General features: G+C 43.0%; 21 protein-coding genes. 4 read left to right on the top strand and 17 right to left on the bottom strand.

Going from position 1 to position 16,723, the window contains the following annotated elements:
• Window positions 1-220 precede the first annotated feature (220 nt).
• The 5 genes from ACED59_RS19460 to ACED59_RS19440 all read right to left on the bottom strand — a co-directional run bounded on the left by ACED59_RS19460 (window position 221) and on the right by ACED59_RS19440 (window position 3,105).
• Window positions 221-607 (bottom strand): hypothetical protein, encoded by a 387-nt coding sequence (locus ACED59_RS19460; RefSeq protein WP_017101067.1) that lies wholly within the window; start codon window positions 605-607, stop codon window positions 221-223.
• Between the two features lie 43 nt (window positions 608-650).
• On the bottom strand, window positions 651-1,034 hold the full coding sequence (locus ACED59_RS19455) for a hypothetical protein (protein ID WP_102488865.1): 384 nt from the start codon (window positions 1,032-1,034) through the stop codon (window positions 651-653).
• A gap of 718 nt (window positions 1,035-1,752) precedes the next feature.
• A complete protein-coding gene (locus ACED59_RS19450; protein WP_102488867.1) occupies window positions 1,753-2,037 on the bottom strand; it encodes a DUF1640 domain-containing protein in 285 nt (94 codons plus the stop codon).
• Window positions 2,038-2,136: 99 nt separating this feature from the next.
• Window positions 2,137-2,622 (bottom strand): DNA repair protein RadC, encoded by a 486-nt coding sequence (radC, locus tag ACED59_RS19445; RefSeq protein ID WP_102488869.1) that lies wholly within the window; start codon window positions 2,620-2,622, stop codon window positions 2,137-2,139.
• Window positions 2,623-2,673: 51 nt separating this feature from the next.
• Window positions 2,674-3,105, bottom strand: coding sequence for a hypothetical protein (locus ACED59_RS19440; protein WP_102488871.1), 432 nt, complete (start codon window positions 3,103-3,105; stop codon window positions 2,674-2,676).
• 1,123 nt (window positions 3,106-4,228) lie between these two features.
• Here ACED59_RS19440 and ACED59_RS19435 point away from each other — a divergent pair.
• On the top strand, window positions 4,229-4,696 hold the full coding sequence (locus tag ACED59_RS19435) for a diadenylate cyclase (protein WP_235612534.1): 468 nt from the start codon (window positions 4,229-4,231) through the stop codon (window positions 4,694-4,696).
• The gene (locus ACED59_RS19430; RefSeq protein WP_102488873.1) at window positions 4,693-5,349 is read left to right on the top strand and encodes a hypothetical protein; all 657 of its coding nucleotides are present in this window, start codon (window positions 4,693-4,695) and stop codon (window positions 5,347-5,349) included. Before ACED59_RS19435 ends, ACED59_RS19430 begins: the two co-directional genes overlap by 4 nt.
• A 59-nt stretch (window positions 5,350-5,408) precedes the next feature.
• Here the strand turns inward: ACED59_RS19430 and ACED59_RS19425 are convergent, their stop codons facing one another.
• The 8 genes from ACED59_RS19425 to ACED59_RS19390 all read right to left on the bottom strand — a co-directional run bounded on the left by ACED59_RS19425 (window position 5,409) and on the right by ACED59_RS19390 (window position 12,535).
• Window positions 5,409-5,864: a Mov34/MPN/PAD-1 family protein gene (locus ACED59_RS19425; RefSeq protein WP_102488875.1), complete on the bottom strand. Its 456-nt coding sequence runs from the start codon at window positions 5,862-5,864 to the stop codon at window positions 5,409-5,411.
• The gene (locus tag ACED59_RS19420) at window positions 5,852-7,585 is read right to left on the bottom strand and encodes a ThiF family adenylyltransferase (protein WP_133152893.1); all 1,734 of its coding nucleotides are present in this window, start codon (window positions 7,583-7,585) and stop codon (window positions 5,852-5,854) included. Before ACED59_RS19420 ends, ACED59_RS19425 begins: the two co-directional genes overlap by 13 nt.
• A 6-nt stretch (window positions 7,586-7,591) precedes the next feature.
• Entirely contained in the window at window positions 7,592-8,845 is a 1,254-nt protein-coding gene (locus tag ACED59_RS19415) for a cyclic GMP-AMP synthase DncV-like nucleotidyltransferase (protein WP_102488879.1), read from the bottom strand.
• Entirely contained in the window at window positions 8,814-9,854 is a 1,041-nt protein-coding gene (locus ACED59_RS19410) for a CBASS cGAMP-activated phospholipase (RefSeq protein WP_157937774.1), read from the bottom strand. Before ACED59_RS19410 ends, ACED59_RS19415 begins: the two co-directional genes overlap by 32 nt.
• Window positions 9,855-10,090: 236 nt before the next feature.
• Window positions 10,091-10,432 (bottom strand): hypothetical protein, encoded by a 342-nt coding sequence (locus tag ACED59_RS19405; RefSeq protein ID WP_371705084.1) that lies wholly within the window; start codon window positions 10,430-10,432, stop codon window positions 10,091-10,093.
• 8 nt (window positions 10,433-10,440) lie between these two features.
• Window positions 10,441-10,950, bottom strand: a complete 510-nt coding sequence (locus ACED59_RS19400; protein WP_017083855.1) for a hypothetical protein — start codon at window positions 10,948-10,950, stop codon at window positions 10,441-10,443.
• Window positions 10,951-11,445: 495 nt separating this feature from the next.
• On the bottom strand, window positions 11,446-11,745 hold the full coding sequence (locus ACED59_RS19395; protein WP_017083856.1) for a hypothetical protein: 300 nt from the start codon (window positions 11,743-11,745) through the stop codon (window positions 11,446-11,448).
• A gap of 16 nt (window positions 11,746-11,761) precedes the next feature.
• A complete protein-coding gene (locus tag ACED59_RS19390) occupies window positions 11,762-12,535 on the bottom strand; it encodes a ParA family protein (RefSeq protein WP_017083857.1) in 774 nt (257 codons plus the stop codon).
• A gap of 224 nt (window positions 12,536-12,759) precedes the next feature.
• Here ACED59_RS19390 and ACED59_RS19385 point away from each other — a divergent pair, with 224 nt between their 5' ends.
• Together ACED59_RS19385 and ACED59_RS19380 are read left to right on the top strand one after the other, a co-directional pair.
• Window positions 12,760-13,023 carry a hypothetical protein gene (locus tag ACED59_RS19385; protein WP_157937775.1) on the top strand — a complete coding sequence of 88 codons (264 nt, stop codon included), beginning with the start codon at window positions 12,760-12,762 and terminating at the stop codon, window positions 13,021-13,023.
• Window positions 12,948-13,547 (top strand): DUF2913 family protein, encoded by a 600-nt coding sequence (locus ACED59_RS19380; RefSeq protein WP_017083859.1) that lies wholly within the window; start codon window positions 12,948-12,950, stop codon window positions 13,545-13,547. Before ACED59_RS19385 ends, ACED59_RS19380 begins: the two co-directional genes overlap by 76 nt.
• Window positions 13,548-13,664: 117 nt before the next feature.
• Here ACED59_RS19380 and ACED59_RS19375 read toward each other — a convergent pair whose 3' ends face one another.
• From ACED59_RS19375 to ACED59_RS19360, 4 genes are all read right to left on the bottom strand, one after another.
• Window positions 13,665-13,901: a hypothetical protein gene (locus tag ACED59_RS19375; RefSeq protein ID WP_057623629.1), complete on the bottom strand. Its 237-nt coding sequence runs from the start codon at window positions 13,899-13,901 to the stop codon at window positions 13,665-13,667.
• Window positions 13,902-14,073: 172 nt separating this feature from the next.
• Complete coding sequence (locus ACED59_RS19370) at window positions 14,074-15,240, bottom strand: replication initiation protein (RefSeq protein ID WP_057623631.1); 1,167 nt, start codon at window positions 15,238-15,240, stop codon at window positions 14,074-14,076.
• 624 nt (window positions 15,241-15,864) lie between these two features.
• Entirely contained in the window at window positions 15,865-16,413 is a 549-nt protein-coding gene (locus ACED59_RS19365) for a phage regulatory CII family protein (protein ID WP_017100066.1), read from the bottom strand.
• Window positions 16,414-16,507: 94 nt separating this feature from the next.
• Window positions 16,508-16,720 carry a hypothetical protein gene (locus ACED59_RS19360; protein WP_102488882.1) on the bottom strand — a complete coding sequence of 71 codons (213 nt, stop codon included), beginning with the start codon at window positions 16,718-16,720 and terminating at the stop codon, window positions 16,508-16,510.
• Between the last annotated feature and the right edge of the window lie 3 nt (window positions 16,721-16,723).

Below are 16,723 nucleotides of genomic sequence, written 5' to 3'. Positions count from 1 at the left end.
ACAAGTTAGCACCGACATTATTATCTAATAACTGCTCAATACCTTGCGTATAGACCACTTTACCCAACGAAAACGGAACGGCCGTACAAACGTAACATTTTGCTTTCGTTTCTTCTCTATCTTGTGTAGCATTCAGAATGTTCATTAAATCTAACTCCGATGTAATTGAACATGCCTTGATATTTGAGACAGCAAATATCAAGGCGCTTTATTTTCACGCTTAATAAACGTCTTCCGTTTTACGAATATGATTAAACACTTCATGAATTTCATCGTAAGTGATGCCATACCCTTCGAGCTTTTCCACACAGTCACAAATATCATTGGTGTAGAAACACTCATGATTAAATAACTCACGACGAATGATCGCTTTTTTTCCGTTCTCTTTGATATCTTCGGCGATCCCTTCTTGAGCGATAGAATCTAAACGAGTCATTAATTGCTTGGCATTATCAACTGGGCAAATTAACCCCATACCTAGCGACGCATATTTCACGCCCTCTTTTTTTTCATCATCGAACTGTTGATTAGAAAAAGCAAAGAACGCCCCTGCCTCATTAAAAGCCTGAGTTTGTTTGTCTTGAATATAGTGTGAGAGATATTTCATCTTTTAAGTCTCCATTTTATAATTAAGGGGATGATCCACTCTTTTATGTTTCGATGTATTGATGGTTGTTTGTCACCCATCCTATGACTACAGCACGACTATTCAGCCCTACCTTATTTGTTTCAGTAATCACATGACCTCTCGCGATGCCTTGCCCCCAGTACGGCTTATTGAGTTCTGTTTCTGGGAACAAAACCGTCAGTTCTAGCCAAACACTGGAATGCCTGGCTCTTGCTTTTACATGAGCGGCAATCACGACAATATTTTCCACAGATATTGATCCTGATAGGACAACATCACGACTTAGCCCTACTGGGCGCACGCCCAAAGAGATATCATTTTTTGGTGAGCTTTCGTGGCCAGCGGCGAAACGCTGGTCGCTGAAATTCGATTTAGAGAGAGTTGGGGTTGATTGTCGTTGTGCCATGAGGAGTTTCCTTTCTGTTTGAGTATCACTTTTATGGAGCCGCTTGGCTGTCCCTACCTCAAACATGGTTCTTCTCTGCAGGGGCGCGAAGCGTTCATTTACCCTTGCAGAGAAGGTTCTGATTGAGGAGGGTTAACAGCCTGCGAGCCCCATCAAATGATGCGAGTCGAAAGGGAAATCGGCACATAAGACAGAAAGCCCTTACTCGAACTTAATTGAAATCAGTGAAAGGTAACGAGGAGGCACGACGAGGCGCAGCTACGCAGTAGCGCAGGCGTTCAGGATTGCAGCGATATCCTTTTAGATAGGGGCTGTAGAGAGGCACAGCCTGGGGCGGCACGCAGTGACTCACCAGGGTGATGCCACTCTTAGGCCATAGATGAAAGATACAAGCGAAAAGCCTTGCCCGAAGGGTAACGCCCAACTCAAGCCGTTACCACAACGCAGCACTTAAAATCAGCCTTAAACCGTCATAATAAAAAAGCCGCCTATCAAGCCCTATAAGACAAGAATCAACAAAACGACACCATGACAAAGCAATATAATCAAACATAGAGCAAATGGGCGTACTGTGGTACTGAGAGCCGTTTTGACGACCGCTTGCGGTCGAGCCTTTGGCTCAACCTCTTTTAGCGCAGAAACCCAAGCGTACACAGCAATCACGAGGTAAAAAAAATGCCTCTAGGATAAGAGGCATTTCAGAAAACATATTTGAACATTAAACGTTGATATGACTACCAACCCAAAACGCGGCACCGGCTACCGTCGCAATCATCGCAAAAGCAGTAGCAATAATGAGGTTTTTAAGGGAACTCACTTCATTACGAACCCCCAGGACCTCATTCCGTACCCCTTGAATATCAGATTTCAGCTCATTACGAACCGCTTCGATCTTCTGATCGAGTTCTTTCCGCGTATCATTTAACTGCTCTTGAGTGGCAGCATGAGCGGTTAGGTTGATCAGCTCTTCAACGCTTAATGTAACTTTGCTTGATTCAGACATAATAGAAACCTTATTTAATTGTCTTTAGTTTACTGCATTACGTTACCGAAGTCATTCACGCCAGAATAGGCGTGAATGAGAGACATTTTTCACTAATGGTTATATCCAATCACGCTCCGCAAACGACACCACATCTTCAAAAGACACCACAAAGTGATCGAGTACTCGAATATCAACCAAGGCTAACGCATCGGTCAGTCGTCGAGTAATACGTCGATCGGCTTGACTGGGTGTAGCATCACCGCTGGGATGGTTATGATAAAAAATGACTGCACTTGCGTTTGTGGCCAGTGACTCTTTGACCACTTCACGCGGGTAAACGGAGGCGGCGTCAATGGTGCCGTTAAACATCTCTTTAGTGCGTAAAACTCGATGCTGACTATCAAGAAAGATCACCCCAAACACTTCGCTTTCATTGGAAGCGAGTGAAGTCTGACAAAATGATTTCACCAATTCAGGGGAATTGAGTGGCGTCTGCTCTGACACAAACAACTTAGATTTTAAAATGCTCGCGGCATGGTTCAAGATATCTTTTTCTTCGACAGAGAAAAGGCTGTGATTAGAGTAGTTAGCAAGTACAGACATAATAGATCCCTTTTAATATTTAAAGTCGTGATGGGCGGCGCTCAGTCCGTGTTATTGGCCATACAAGCTAGTCAGAAGGTCTTTCGCTATTGCTTGATGCTTAGCGGTCGTTTCAACGTTTCTCTCTTCTTTTTTCGCGTAGGCGTAATCTTCTCGCATCTGTTTTACCGTCGTCACTCTGTCACATACGCTAATGCTCACCCCTTTTCCTTTCTGGCTTTCCTCCAAGATCAAAGAGTCGGTATAACCAAACTCCTTAAGTAAAATCTCATGCACTTTGACCGCTCGAACGCTCGAATTAAAGTCCGTTGAATTCACCCAGATAAGTCCTTTTGAAACCGTAGCTGAAACAGTCGAACGAACTGCACGTTCAACGACCCGACAGGAGATATCATTTTTTGGTGAGCTTTCGTGCCCAGCGGCGAAACGCTGGTCGCTGAACATCGGTTTAGAGAGAGTTGGGCTTGAGTGTCGTTGTGCCATGAGGAGTTTCCTTTCTGTTTGAGTATCACTTTATGGAGCCGCTTGGCTGTCCCTACCTCAAACAGGGTTCTTCTCTGCAGGGGCGCGAAGCGTTCATTCACCCTTGCAGAGAAGGTTCTGATTTAGGAGGGTCAACAGCCTGCGAGCCCCATCAAATGATGCGAGTCGAAAGGAAAACCGGCACATAAGGCAACAAGCCCTTACTCGAACTTAATGGATGTCAGTGAAAGGAGTGAGAAGGTACGACGAACGGCAACGAGGAAGAATGACGAGGCGCTGGCGTTCAGGATTGCAGCGATATCCTTTTAGATAGGGACTGTAGAGAGGCACATTCTGAGGCGGCACGCAGTGACTCATCAGGGTGATGCCACTCTTAGGCCCTAGGTAAAAGATACAAGCAAAAAGCCTTGCCCAAAGGGTAACGCCCAAGTCCACCATAGTTTTTAAGGTAGTGAATTGCTAAATAAAAAAAAGGGGGGGGTCCCCGCAATTATCACAAAAATAAGACGTTCAAAATGCCAACAATACTCAGCCTTACATTTAAGGTGAAGAATTACTGATAGACCAACAAACATATAAAACTCAAATAAATCCTCAGTTTATATATTAACTGTGAAACGCCTCAGATGTGAGGCGTTTTTGCTCTTAAAAACGACAAAGTCGCTTGGTGAGAACAGCGATTAGAGCATTTTCTTCAAATGATAATTGTCCAAAACCTTCACAGGCTGAATTTTTACCCGTGGTACATTCTACCTCAGAAATGCCCCATTCCTTGCCAGCGGCACTCAGCGTCACAATTCACAGTGAGGTTATTTGGCCTACTTTTGCTAATGTCATCACGTCTGCTTGAATGGCCTATGTGTATAATAACCCACGGGAATGAACATGTAAGTCACCCGTTATTTGGAAGTGACCACCTTTAAGTGAGAGTGTCTATTGATTTGTAAAAGTATCGGGGGTTTTATTCTGTCAATTCTTTCGGGGACTGTTATGAAAATGAGGTTAGATACTTTACGCATATGGTGCGTTGCTTCTGATAATTAAGCTTTGGTATGCTCAATGCCAGTAATTATGTTTGAGTGATGTTAAGTTTTTGAGTTGTAATGTTTTTGGGTGTTTTAAGGTGGGTGGATTAGAGTTGATAGATGAAACAGGGATTTTTTTAAATGTAGTTATCGACAAAGTAAATAAAGGTCTACCGATTGGATTCACTGGGTTAGGTATTATATTAATAGATGAAGAAATAGGGTCGCTGCCAGTTTCTCCTCTCTTAAGTGAAATTGGCTTCCAAAGCAAACTATCAGATGCTAAAAAAATCGTGGATTTTTTATTTTCAATATCCAACGTCACTGATGAAAGGCATGATGGGTTTCATATCGTTAGTCAAAAGAAGGGGCTATCAAAAATATCGCAGTACTTTAGTCCAACAATCCCCCAAGACTTCAATGGGACTGTGTTTGATGTAGGAGCAAGGTATAGAACTGCCCAATATGGGTCGCTATATGAAAACGTTACATCTGTTATTGTTGTTAGTCAAAAGGGGCAGATTTCGGTTGCTAAAGATGGGTGTGTGGAGTTGATAGTCGAATGAATCAAACAGAAGTGAAATTATTTTCGGCGGGATCAATTTTGATAGGTGCTACTTTTTGGGTTGTTCCTTTTTTTTTAAACGGGTTTGAAGTTTTATCCTTTGATAGCCTTAAGTATCTCAATCTGGGAGTTACTATGGCAGGATTGTTTTGGTTTTTCTATTTTAAATGGGCTTGGAAGTGGAGCTTCCTTAGAAAGATTCTATATCGTCCCAATCTAAATGGAACATGGCTTGGTGAGTTTGAGTCTGATTGGACAAATGAGTTAGGAGAAGTAAATCCACCCAAAAGATTTGTTCTCGTCATTCGGCAGCATTGGTTTACGATATCTGTACGAGCATTTACGTCATTACAAAAAACAGAGTCATATGTTGAAACTCTAATGATAGATGATAATAAAGGAGCCAAGCTTCTTGCCTATCTTTTCTCTGAAAAGCGTGCTGGAGCAGGAGAGCACGGCCCGAGACAAGGGGCTGCAGAGTTGGATTTAGTGGAGGCTTCAGCTAAGAAAATACTGGAAGGCCATTTTTGGACTCAAGCTGGTACGCGTGGTTACATACGCGTAAAACAAATCTCTGATAGTGTTCATATGGATTCTTTCGAGCAAGCAGAAAGTAAATGGCCAGATAACGATCACTGGAAATCGGTCCAATAGCGTAGGGACAAGCCTTGCTCTAGACTAGCTCTATATGAAGTCGAACAGTGGACTGTTTCCTATAGTGATATATAAACTAACTTGTTAGCTCGCCAGAGGGCTAACCAGTCACTCTGGATACCCAGTATTACAACAAGCATTGGAGAGCCAGTTAGCACCCGTTGCCACTCAATTATATCCAACCCTGAAGGCTGTGGTGTATGTTGAGGGTGTGTGTGCCAATCACCAATGTATGACTGAGATCCAGATGACCGCTTCCAGTAGTCCATAGCGAAGTCTTGATGACTATGGTCACGGCGACCAAAGAAGCATTTACGCTGAATGTCTTTATTCCCAGGGGTAGATACATCAACAATTCTAAGATCGCTCCCCCGGTACTCACCAATGATTATTCCCCCTGATTCCACAGAATCTGACGCATATTGACGATAATGGGCCAGCTTACTGAAAACACCTGCTTCAATTAAGACCCGAGTTCCATCTTCTGCAAGCAGCACCTTTTCTACATCCCACATGCAGGGCAATCCTCTCTCTTTTTTATCCGCTTATCTTTTATGTTAGTTGCTTTGTCAGTGATCCGTCGTATGAGGAGTTTGGGAGATCGTTCACTTCGGCTGTTGAGTAATTCCAGGGTTAATCCAGCTGCGCTCATACTAGCCTCATTGCCGAACGGCAATACGTTCTCACCACAGGCCTTACGAAAGCTTTGAGTGGCTTCCTCTATATCAGATGATTTAAGACCAGGGTATATCTCCGTTTTACTTCCATTGCTTTCATAAACGAATTGACAGGCATAGCAAGCGGAATTTGAGTCATCATTCAGAAGGGCTTTGGCTACATGCCCAAAGGCGGTTATCCAGCTATGTACTAAAGATATTCGGTTGCCATTTGAGCGATGCTGATTCACAGCTTTCGCTAACTGAAGAGAAAAGGCATGATCACCTGTGGCATCTATCAGTATATCAAATTCATTAAAATTTTCGTTAGCAAAGAAGCGTCGGCGAGGGATAGTTTCGAGTTGAGGAAAACTCTCTTTTAATTGATGACAAAGTGCTTCGGCTTTATTTTCGCCATAGTAAGGGATTCCCAGCACATGTCTCGTGGTGTTCCCCGGCTTGAAGGTATCATCATCGAACAAGCTAAACTGAAACTTGCTCCCAGCCCCTAGGCTTGCTAATGACTTGGTGAGGTGCCCACCAATTGTCCCACAACCTATAAGAGCTACTCGTTTTGAGCTAAGTGGTAGTGTAGGTGTTCGTGAATTCCTGGCTGTTAAAAAATCGTGGTATGCCGGAATTGCCTTAATTCGGCTCACTTTACTCCTAGAGTTGAGCAGACGTTCTTTTAACTTATCCCTAGATTGTTTGCCTCTAGCTCGCTTTCGCTTGGGCCCATAGTACTTTCGGATACACTTTTGATCTTCGAGTAGTAGCTGATATTCAAAACCAAAAGCATAGTCTTCAAATCCCAAGGTTATTACTACTTTTCTGCTTGTGCTCCCTTTGCCCAAAGGTAACTGAGAAATTTTCTCAAATAGCTGTTCCAGCAAAAACTCTCCTTCTGTACCTTCAAAGATCCACCTTTTAAACTCTGCTGTTGACTCTGGGGGCCAAGAACGAGTGAATGGAACAAAAGGAGCGTGTGTCATTTCTAGGTAAACCACATCACCTATATAATCAATGTCCCCCTTTGTGTTGCGTAGCTCGCTCCACTGCTCGGCAACTTCATCAGAGTGACAAATAAGGTATTCAGCAGCAGTGTCTCCAGTGATAGGGCTTATCCTGTTATATCGGTACAGTGTAAGGTCATTATGCTGACGCGGATCCGAGATTAAGTAGTACTCCTTACCTGTCCAGTACACAAAGAACTCATTGTAAAAGTCTTTATTAAAGTCACCAGATTCCCATAGTTCGATGATTTCTTCGAGCTTAGTAATCCATGTTGCAACTAGTGAACGAGGATTCATTGGATCGAGTATAGAAGTATCAGAGAGCAAACAGCAACGATATCCATTGAACCACAGTAAATGAGGAAGCTTCCTCCCTTGAAGCCGCTTAGGGATCTCTAATAAGTAAGGAAATTGAACATGGTGCAGATAGTTGGGGTACACTTTAAACTGCACCACGTAGTGGCCAAAAGGCCTATTATAAGTCTTGGTAAAGCAGCGAGCTTCTTGATCGAAAGAGGGGGTAAAAGTATACCCCCGGAAGTTAAACTCTTCAAAGACCTCTAGCACTAAGAATTACCCCGCATCTTGATTGGCAACATTCGGTTGAGGCTGAGCTATTGCTGGTTGACTTCGGATAGCTTCAGCGACCGTGATGGCAACCACTAGGCCTGGAATATTTGGGATGCGATCACCAAAGACTGCTTGTAAGTTTGTTATTGCTTCAGAAGCGGTAGAAGCATTTAGTCCCGCTGTAACATGGATATTAAGTAACTCAGCTTTTTGATAAATATCTTCTAATTCTTGTTCCAACATGTTTGATTTAGGGAACAGTTTTTCATTTTTACTAGGTTCAGCATCATTGGGCACACCGTTACGTAACTGTAATGCTAGCCTCTTAACACACTCATCAAGAGCAACAGAATCAGTTAGTTTACGTAAACGGTCTTGCGCTGCAAGCTCCTGAAAAGTTAAGACAACACAGGTCATCAGAGCAACTGATGATGGCCCCCCTGTTTTGAAAGCTTTGTCTCGCCAAGCTTTCAAATAACGGCACACACGGCGACAAACATGCGTACCACTCATGTCTTTGTAGTAAGAGAAGTTCTGACTAAAGTACTCATTCAAAAGCTTAGGGTCGCTTACCGTCCACGCTTCAGTATTTCTTAGAGCCAGGTTAACCTCATTTGGTTCTAAGCGCACATATTTAGGAGCAACGTCCATAGACGCATTAATTGATTCGAGTCCGAGTGACTCCACTTTCATAGATAAGAAGCGCTTTCTTGGAATAGCATATAGTGGAACATCCACATGGAGGTCTGTGCCAAGAATTACACGTGAACATGTATTTTTTTTATCAGAGAACTCCCAGCCCTTTCTTCTCGCAAGATCACTCAAAGTACCATCAACAAACTTAAAGAATAAATCCTTGCTCAGCACTGGTTTGTCTTCAAACATATCGATCGGCAGGTAAATGCCATCATCAAGATCCATTTGTTGAGGAGGCTGGCAGGGTTTATTCATCGTTTTGTAAACAATTGAGCCTTGTGGTGCAAATTTGGGAGTAAGGTTAGCTAACACTTCATAAGCATCCTGATCTAATGCTCGCAGCTCGGTTTCTAGAAAATTGACATTCGGTTTTATATCTAGCCCCCATTTATCCCCTTTTTTACGAAAGCTATTGGATAGATCCTGAAAGCGTATCCGTAACTCTTTTCTAACTTCTCTCCTTGTTTCGTAAAGCAGCTCCATTTTTGATTGATGAGGCTCGATGTTACCTATGAAGCCCTGTTTAGAATCATTTAGTAGACGACTTACATCCTGCTTCATACTCATCTCCTCTTGCTGTGTAGAATGTCACTTTTTGTCGTTGGTGTTCGAAGAAAGCTCGAACATTTTGGTTACCCAGTGCGTACTGGGCATTATTGGCAGCCTGAAACTGCATATACTCAGCTGACTTGTCGTTTGAATCATCAAGCTCAATGTTGTGGACACCACGGTCATCAAGTTGAACAAATCTGTCACCAAGATTATGTTGAGTCATAAAGGTTTGCCAACGCTCAGTGGTATCCATCATCATTGCTGTTAGTTTTTTTCCTAGTCCCCAACTACCAATGTAACCGGAGGAACCTGAAGATTTAGCTTGTATAGCTACATCTGTTCCCATAGTGCCAACAGCTAACATGTGAACCTTTTGAGGATCCACATTAAGAAATCGGTCATTGCATAGTTCGTGGTAGATACTGAAAGCTGGTAGGTTGGCCCAAAGCCCACCATCAAGCATTAGCCCATCTTCCATTTTATGAGGAGGAAAGTAAGTGGGGGCAGCACTGGTGGCAAGTGCAACATCAATAACCTTGCGCTCACCATCTCGCGTAAATTTTGGGTGGTGAGGTGTCTTGAATGTTTTTGGTGCACCAGTTGAGCCGTTAAGCGCTGGTATCAAGACCCGAGTATGAAGGTCCGTTATTTTCAAGTCGCCTACAGCAGAATAGACTGTTTTTTTCAATGGTTTAGGTGAGAACTTGCTTCCAAAAAGTTGTCTAAAAAAGCGATAAGCAGAACCCAACAGCCATAGGTTTTGAGGAAAAATATCTTTACGGTTGCTGTCGAGCACTTTCTTAAGTGTTCTGGCGTTAACCCCGCTTGCTAACCCTAGAGCAAGAATACCTCCAATAGAAGTTCCACCGATGATGTCAAAGTGATCCGCGATGTTGTAATCTGGATCTCCATTAGAGTAATGATTTTCAAGTGTGGCCAACAAAGAGATCGTGTAGAGTCCTCGAGTACCACCGCCACTTAAAACTAGAGCCTGGACGCGACCACTTAGTTGATTCACCGTTATTACCTATAAACAGATATGCATATAGCCATATTCAAGGAAACAGGCAGTTTACGCAAGGAAAACGATGAAGAAATAGCGTATTGGACAGGTTAAGGCGGCAGACAACCAATAATAGTGGTATTTTGTGAGTTTAACCTTTACGCAGCTAATTCGTCGACATGCCGAGTAACTTAAGCAGCTCAATTTCTATATCTTTAGCCCAAAAGGTCAATATACTATTTCCTGATGTATTAACTTGGGTTAGAGAAGCGAAAATGCACGTAGCTTTCAAAGTAACTTGTGGCTGCGTCTTTTGCCTTTTCAGTTTTCCATGGATGCTTCGATTTTGACCACTTGTTTTGAACTGACGTCATAGTCTTCTCGCATCTGCTTAATGGTGGTAGTGTTATCACACACTGATACTCCCCCTTCCCTCGGTTGCCTTCCTCTAGTATTAAAGAGTCAGTATACCCAAACTCACTCACCAAAATCTCATGAACCTTGACGGCCTTTACGGTGGAGTAAAAGTCGGTTGAATTCACCCAAATCACGTGCATGGATATGTCAGCGGATACCGTAGAACGAACTGTCATGTGACCCCCTAAGCGCCAAAACGCACATCGAAACAAAATCCTGAGCACTTAAACGTTCCTTCCCCCGTTGTCACAAAGCGCAACGCTGGAAACACAGACCCGTAAGTGGTGTACAGAATGATGTGATCCGCTCGCTCGTGAAGAAACCATTCCCCAAAGCCAGCGCCATTTAATTCGATGAAAAAGTCACGGATTTCATGGAAAGCAAAACGACGCGACACCAATTGCGGAAACTGCTGCTTGATAGCGTCAACGAACCCTTGGTCTTTTAACGCTGCGATATCAGCTAGTTGCTCTGGCGACTGACGACGACTGAACATTTTCAAACGCTGGATTTTGGAAACAAAATCAGACTTTCTTTTCACCTCATCACGACACTTTTTGACTTGATAGCGTAACTTCAAGACCGCCAAAGGACTAGAGATATCATTTTTTGGTGAGCTTTCGTGCCCCAGCGGCGAAACGCTGGTCGATGAATTTGAATTAGAGAGAGTTGGGGTTGAGTTTTGTTGCGCCATGAGAGTTTCCTTTCTGTTTGAGTATCACTTTTCGGAGCCGCTTGGCTGTCCGCTCTCTCAACATCGTTCTGCTTTGCAAGGGCGCGCAGCGGCGAAGCCTCCCTTGTAAAGCAGGTTGTGGGGAGAAACGGTTAACAACCTGCATGCCCGAAAATGAGGCGAGTGAAAGAAAATCGGCGCATAAGAAAACAAGCCCTTATTCGAACTTATTCAAAGACAGAGAGATCAACGAGGAGGGAACGACAAGGCGCTAAGACTCTTAGGGCAGACAGGCCTAGCCCGCAGGGTGACGCCTAAGGCAACGATAAGAATCGTGATAAGACACATTTAAAGTGTTTGTCTTTACAAGGAAATGAGGCTCAGAACAGGTTACAAGATTCTTCAAGTTTCATGTTCATCAGTGTTTGAAGTTAAGTCCGAGGTAGGCCCTATGACATCGCTTAAAGTATATAACGAGCTTTTATATAAGATATGTAGTACATAGGTAATACATGTTTAATTCATTTTGTTGATCAACTCAATGAGATCTTCATCATCGATCTTATCTCGATATAAAGCCAAGGCTCGGTACAGTTTCGCTGCAGACACATTTCTCTCTGTCTGCTCTTGCAGATTTGCTACCCAATCAGTTATCCGTTCTTTATCCGTCAGTGACATTCTAAGAGTCAGAGGAGGCACCTTATAAGATGTCGTCACTTTCTTTTTGACAGTCGTAATTCCAGTCGACTTGCTTGAGCCTTCGTTCTTGTGAGTGGAGATAGCGGTTATAGCTCCTCGTTTCTTTAACTTAGTCATGTGTATTGCCTATGTATTACATTAAATTTAAAAGAAACGCAGCGAGTTTTCGGTAATCGTTATTAACAAGAGAGCCCGACTTATAAAAGCGCACAGGAGAGGAAACGGCATTAGCTTGTCCGACATGCTCAGAACGACGGACAGATACTGGTAGCAATTTATCTTGTACTACCTCCAATTCCTCATCAATGAACTCATTAATAAGAGTGTTTCTTGAGTCGACCTCGTTCCTCAGAATCAGATAATTGCCTTCGTCCTCCTTAATTTCAGAGACAGCTTCGAGTAAAGGGCTAATGCCGTCTAATGAAAATGCACCTGAATCAACAGGGATCAAGATAAGGTCTGAAGCCTGGATTGCGTTAAGAGTCGTTAAGGATAAGTTTGGTGGCGTATCAAGAAGAATGAAATCATAGGCACCACCTAACTTCGCCAATTGCTTTTCTAAAATTCGTTCACGATTAATCTTTGTCAGTGATGTTTCGATGACACGTGACAACTGAACATCAGCGGGAACAACATAGAGGTTTTCAATGGAGTTCCCATTAAGCTTTGCAGGTTGAATTAAATCGACAATGGACACAACTTTAGGTTTATCAAATAAAGCAGCTACCGTCTCTTCAAACTTAAAATCCCGCTGTCCTGTTAACGTTTTAGAGCAGTTACCCTGAGGATCGAGGTCAATCACTAACACTTTTCGTTTTCGTGCAAGCTCAGCCCCTAAATTGACAAGAGTCGTGGTTTTTCCAACGCCACCTTTTTGGTTCGCAGCGCTGATGATTTTAGTCTTCATAACAAACACCTCATGTATTACATGTGTAGTACACAATAAAAAACAAAAGGCGCCCTGTCAATGTATTACATATGTAATACACTTTTTCTATCAACGCCTAAAGTTATCCCTCCGTTACCAATCGATGATATCGAGACAGTAAAAATCCTAAAGAAAGTGACACCAGCAGCGAAAGCACTATCCGCGGAATTCAAATTATTAGGCTCCTCAGCAACCAAAACTTCTTGGTTAAGTTAATCCCAATACTAGAATCAAAGTCGAGTTCTGAAATTGAAAATATTGTGACTACGATGGGTACACGGTTTAAGCATAACAACGAACAACTAGCAAGTTACGTCATTTTGCTTTCAGCCTTAGAGCCTTGCTATTTTCATGATAAGATACCCTCATCAATAAATAATCCATGTGAACAATGTCAGAACCTTCATACCACCAACTTCTTAAGTCGACCTTCGAAAACACTCTTCTTCACCTTTACTTCAAAGTAAACATTGCCAGTCACTTTGTTAAAGAAGAGCAACGAAACAAGATCATCATTGACTTCTTGAAGCCAAAAATCAAACAAGCTCGATATAGCCTTATCAAGAAAAAGCTTAAAACGGTTTGTTTGATGAAGAATAAGTTTGGCTCAATCGAAAAACACTTAGAAAGCGTTCTATCTCAATATTCAGCGATAGAAAGTCAAAACGACGTTGATAAACTTTATGCCTTGTTAGAACGCTTTGAGAAGAGCGGATTAGAAACAAAACTTATTGAAGAGACCCCTAAACAGGAAATGGACGTTGTTTATATCGACAGAGCACATATTGATAACTGCTTCGATAATGAAAACCGTCAGATTGCACCTATTTCGCTGTTTATACATACGAATGAATTAGACAGGTTCACTGAATGCTTAACAACCCAACCTTATTTCACATTTGAGTTGTGCCAAGCAAGTGAAGAATTAAATAACTATCACTATCAACTTCACCCAATTAGCGAACCAGACTGCTTATCACACGCTGTTTAGCAGTAACTGGCCCAATACTCTTGTCAGTACTTACCTGTACTTTTCCATCATTTGTCTATCCTGTTACCTTAGCCATTGTCCCACTGCTATATGAAGCACCAACTAACACAACCAAATCTAAAACGTTGGGCACTTCCAGCCCAAATCAAGATGTGTTTGACGCGATTTACCAAGTGGTACTACCACCCTTTTCCTTCTATCATCACAATCAAGGGAAATCTTTTGATCTTCGAGCAGTAAGCTGATCAGGTATAAACCTAACGCTGAATGATCTTGGCCATTTGTCTTCACCGCCACGGCTTCAACAATGAATTCAATTCCTGTCGACAGTGTCTCTGTATCTTTAAAAGACATAACTCCCCCTCCTATTTTACTGTATAAATATACAGCACAATAAGGTGTGTAAATCCATATTTGCGCGAATTGAGACATTAATCGCATAAAATGGGTTATGTCGACTCAAACTCATTATTGAATTTACCAAGAGAGCTTATTTTGACTCGATAGTTACTCATTATTATTCAACTCAAGGAAAAGCTGACTCAAGTACCGCCTTCTTTTTCCCTACTTCATACTCCACCCAGTATAACGTTATAGTGGCAGATATCTGATGAACAGCATAATTACCACGATGCTCTGGCCCATTTTGCCTACTTTCGGATAAAGCAGACTTGACCCATTCAAACAAATAGACGTAACGACTGACGGTCTGGCGACACAGGTCCGCATTACGTGCCACCAAACCAATCGTGAGCTCCTGATTTTTGCGTAACAGAATCTGACATGCGCGGATAATTCGACGAGTGGTCTTCGTCCGACGAAGGTTATGGGTTCTTCTGGCCGCTCTACGCTGCCTTTCCTGTAAACTTAATCCACTATCCAATCTCATCACACCTCGCTGGCAGTCTGACCGTGCACAATATTTATCCCAGGTCCAACGAGAAACGCTTTTCACCACCGCCAACACCTCACTGCACTTCAAAGGCGGCTTATCCGCAGTCTCGGTATTTTTGTAATGAGCGAAACTCTCTACACGGCGTTTAAAGTTCGTATAACTGCCCTTTTCTCTTTCTTCGTCGACGATGTCATACGCGTATCGACGAGTGTGTTCGAATAAAGTACAGTTTCGAGAATAAGAGACATCAATATCTTGACGAAGCCATGCCCGCGTTGTCTCCAACTCAAGAGAATCCGCTAACTCATTGAGTTCATAGACACTGCGGTGGAGTTCAGTTGTCTGCCACCAAGGATGAAAGGGCGTTTTGGCAACAGGTCCTGAATAACTTAAGTCCGCCTCAAGTCGTAAGGCTAAGGCGCGATAAATGGCTTTGAGGTACTGAATGGGTTTGGATCGGGCTTGATCGCTGGTGCAAACCGGCACAATGGCATAAAAAAGGTGGGCTTTATTACTAGTGCGGTTTCGAACGATTAGATTAGGGGGTGGCAAGCCTTCATCTTGCCAAATATAGGGGTTGGGGACAGAGCGATGGTCATGATCGATGTCAAACACCATCCACGCCTGCATCTCTTTACGATTAACCTGCATATACGGCCATCTGACCGCGTAGTTTCGAGGTCTGATAAGCATCGCGGTTTTATTGTCACTGCACCTCGACAAATAAGGCGCTTCCTCAAGTAGCCTACTCAAACACGAAATGGATGAAGACGCAGCGTATTCAGAATGAGCCGTCATCGCCTCCCCCTTAAAGAAAAAGTAAAGCAAGAGAGATTGTCTTGAACGTTGAGCGTCGTTACTGAGTCAGTACTCTTAACTCTCTCTAATAAGGTTCGAGAGTCGGTTAAAGTCGCTCCTTTCAAACTTTCGGAGTCGCCACGGATGTCAATTTTTATTGCACCCCTTTTAGGATGACAACTGACTGCATCGCACCACTCTTCTTTACTTTCTAAAACTAAATTGAAGACAGCTTCAAGACTGCTTTGAATGACCTTACCCTGTACGACCGCAAACACATGATGACTCATAAAGTAACCTCGGCTAAAAAACGCTCCCCTTCGGAGAAATCAATAACGCAACTCTGGAAGAGGAAAATGCGTCAAAGCCAACGTTGTCTGATTCTTTGTATTCGCTTCTCAAGGCCGAATAAACGAATTCGCAGTCGCATTTGTTCAAACACATGATTCGAACGCCTTAATTGGGTCATTAACCTCGCCTGCTCAACCCATAAGGAAGAAAGTTGACGATCGCATAACTCGCGTCGAATGATCCTGATATACCTAAGGCCTCTACGCTTATCTTCCTCCGTCAATCCATGACCAGACGTTTCTGGGCATGACTTATGGCACGGAGTAACAGACATCACTCCTCCGAATTGATCTGTGAAGCAGAAAAACCATTAGTGGCCGCCTCATCCTCTATGGCTTTATGCAGACAACCACCTTGATTCAGTTTTTCTAGGCTCCTGATGAGTTTTACCTGAACGCTGATACTGGCGTGTGCGTTATGAATAATCTTATGTTTTTGAGTCCGAGTAAGACGATGCTCTCCTGCATAATCCAACGCCATTCGAGACAATTCACCCGAATGGACCGAGTTCTCTAATACGCTTTGGACAAAGGTGTCATCCGTGCTCTCAGATGTTATATGAGCGGTGACCACGCCCAACCCAAGAAGCAAGCTGTTTACGATGGTGTGATTACCGCTTACTTTTGCGAGAGTAAGCGCGTCTACACAACTCAGAACATGAGGCTGAGCAGGATTGAGCTTATTGCGTAGAATAGTCGGGGTCATCCCTATTCCAGCAGCCAAGCTACTTATATTCTCTGAGGTTGCAAAGACACAGCACGCTTCATCAAAGGCTAATTGCTTTGTGCGATAAAATTCGCTTATCAAGTCAATGTCATTCATAACGAATACTCAATTGAAGAAAAGTGGAACAAAAACGAAGCCCAACCGGGCAACGCTCTTTGGTCGAAATAAGGGAAGATAAACGCATGGGCGACTAACCCATTCTCTCCATCGTTTCACGAGTTGCCATTTCGTGTAGTGCGATCATATTGATTAATGGTGTTTCTTTAGCTTTTGCTTTCTTTTTAATAGGTAAGCGACCATCTTTAACCCAATCTATGATGGTGCGCTTTGGCATACCAGAGAATTGAGAGTATTGGGCGTACGTCATGAAAGGCGTATTTAGGACTACTTGATATGAGAGCATAAT

It is taken from the genome of Vibrio sp. FF266, assembly GCF_041439695.1.
In the GTDB taxonomy this organism is placed as follows: domain Bacteria; phylum Pseudomonadota; class Gammaproteobacteria; order Enterobacterales; family Vibrionaceae; genus Vibrio; species Vibrio tasmaniensis_A.
The sequence above is the reverse complement of the archived record's forward strand: the minus strand, read 5'-3'. Positions and strand labels throughout refer to the sequence as shown.